At 62.6% G+C, this 1,931-nt stretch carries 3 protein-coding genes and 1 pseudogene; 3 read left to right on the forward strand and 1 reads right to left on the reverse strand.

The window, feature by feature from the left end; genetic code table 11:
- Window positions 1-96 (forward strand): annotated as a pseudogene (locus tag WAN02_RS31890) (hypothetical protein); the annotation flags it as partial.
- An 89-nt stretch (window positions 97-185) separates the two neighbouring features.
- Complete coding sequence (locus tag WAN02_RS31895) at window positions 186-614, forward strand: type II toxin-antitoxin system Rv0910 family toxin (RefSeq protein WP_422269354.1); 429 nt, start codon at window positions 186-188, stop codon at window positions 612-614.
- 9 nt (window positions 615-623) lie between these two features.
- Here the strand turns inward: WAN02_RS31895 and WAN02_RS31900 are convergent, their stop codons facing one another.
- Window positions 624-917: a LapA family protein gene (locus WAN02_RS31900; protein WP_422269355.1), complete on the reverse strand. Its 294-nt coding sequence runs from the start codon at window positions 915-917 to the stop codon at window positions 624-626.
- 136 nt (window positions 918-1,053) lie between these two features.
- On the opposite strand from WAN02_RS31900, the gene WAN02_RS31905 reads away from it, so the two are divergent.
- On the forward strand, window positions 1,054-1,931 hold an 878-nt coding region (locus WAN02_RS31905), incomplete at its 3' end, for an NAD(P)/FAD-dependent oxidoreductase (RefSeq protein ID WP_422269356.1).

The raw sequence follows: 1,931 nt of genomic DNA on the forward strand, positions 1-1,931 counted from the left end.
CAATACGTCAACGACGAAATCGATACGCCCGAATCCCAAGCGGCACAAGTCATCGACGTGGCCGAGCAACTCGATCAGACCTGGAAAGGTATCTGATCTGCGAAACCGCGGTTTATCAAGCGGGCACCCGAGGGTATGCAGGGCCAGCACGCGGCGGTATTCACATCACGGGAGAGCGAGATGACATGGCACAAGTGGATATCTCGACGTCGTCGAAGCTTGCGCCGGAGTCCGCCTGGAAGCTGGCGTCAGACCTCAGCCGGTTCGGCGACTGGATGACGATATTCGGCGGCTGGCGCGGCGAGGTCCCCGAGGAGATCGAAAAGGGCACCCGCGTGTCGTCGCTCATCAAGGTCAAGGGATTCCGCAACGTCATCCACTGGACCGTCACGCAATACGACGAGCCGAAAGCGATCGAGTTATCCGGCCGTGGACGCGGCGGGATACACATCACGGTTGGCATGAAGGTTACCGACGATCATCCAGGATCCACCTTTCATCTCACCGCCGACCTCGGCGGTGGTCTGCTCAACGGGCCGCTGGGACGCCTGGTGGCACGAATCATCAAGTCGGACGTTCGTAAGTCCGTCTGCAACTTGGCCGATCTGGAGTAGCCAGCGGCGCTACCCGACGTCGTGGTGGGTCCTGCTCCAGTCCCGTTGCACCTGGCGGACTCGCCGTCCCTCCATGGTCAACCAGGCAAGCGCAGCACCGGCGGCAAGCAAGGCGACGATCGCGGCGCCAACTCCAACGCTGACTTGCCGGACGGCGAAACTGGCCAGACAGATCACAAATGCCACCACGGACGCCGCGACAAAAACCAAACCCGGCGCCTTCGCGGTGTTCTTCATCGTCTCGCCGGCGAGGGGTTGCGTCGTCCGGTGATGGTCGATGGGATCACTCGCGTCGTCTCCCATGGGTTTCTCCTCCGGTCTCACTCGACTCACGAGCGTTCTGATGAGTTACCCGGATTTGCCAGTGAGAAAACTGTTGTGCAGCTGGCGGCCCCTTGAAGTCGGTTTCTGGTTGCAGCCGGGTGGCAACATGGACACGGTGACGTCGATCGTGATTGTGGGCAGTGGATTTACCGGCTTCGAGTGCGCGCGGCGCCTGGCCCGCCGACTGCGTAAAACCGATGTCGACATCACGATCATCTCGCCGGTGGACTACATGCTCTACACGCCACTGCTGCCGGACGTGGCCGGAGGAGTGGTCGACGCGCGATTCGTGACGATCCCGCTCGCGGGGAGCCTGCGTGGGGTGCGCAAGATTCGCGGGCGGGTCGACAGTATCGACTTGGCACAGCACCAGCTGGAGTTCACCGACCTCGAGCAGCGTTCCCGTTCGTTGTCGTGGGACCGGCTGGTATTGACGCCAGGGTCGGTCACCCGCTTGTTTGACATCCCCGGATTAGCCCAGTACGCAAGGGGTTTGAAGTCGACGGCGGAGGCCCTCTACCTGCGCGACCACGTGCTCGAGCAATTGGAGTTGTCCACCGTGGACGACGATGCCGAACTCGCGCGAGCTCGGCGCACCATCGTCGTGGTGGGTGCATCGTATTCCGGGACCGAACTCATCCTGCAACTGCGCGCACTGGCCTACGCTGCGGCCAAGCAGATGAACTCCGACCCCGCCGAGGTCAAGTTCTTGCTGCTGGACCTCGCCGAGCAGGTGATGCCTGAAGTCGGCGACAAGCTGGGGTCCCGCGCGATGAAGGTGCTGCATCGACGAGGGGTCGACGTCCGATTGGGGTTGACGCTCAACGAAGTCCACTCGGACCATGTCGTGTTAAGCGACAGTTCGCGGGTGGACACCCATACGGTCGCGTGGGTTACCGGGGTGACCGCCGCCCCGCTGATCCGGAAGCTGGGACTGCCGACCGAGAAAGGCCGGCTGAAGGTGCAGACCGATTTCGCGGTACCCGGCCATCC

The organism is Mycobacterium sp. (genome assembly GCF_049281135.1).
Lineage (GTDB): Bacteria > Actinomycetota > Actinomycetes > Mycobacteriales > Mycobacteriaceae > Mycobacterium.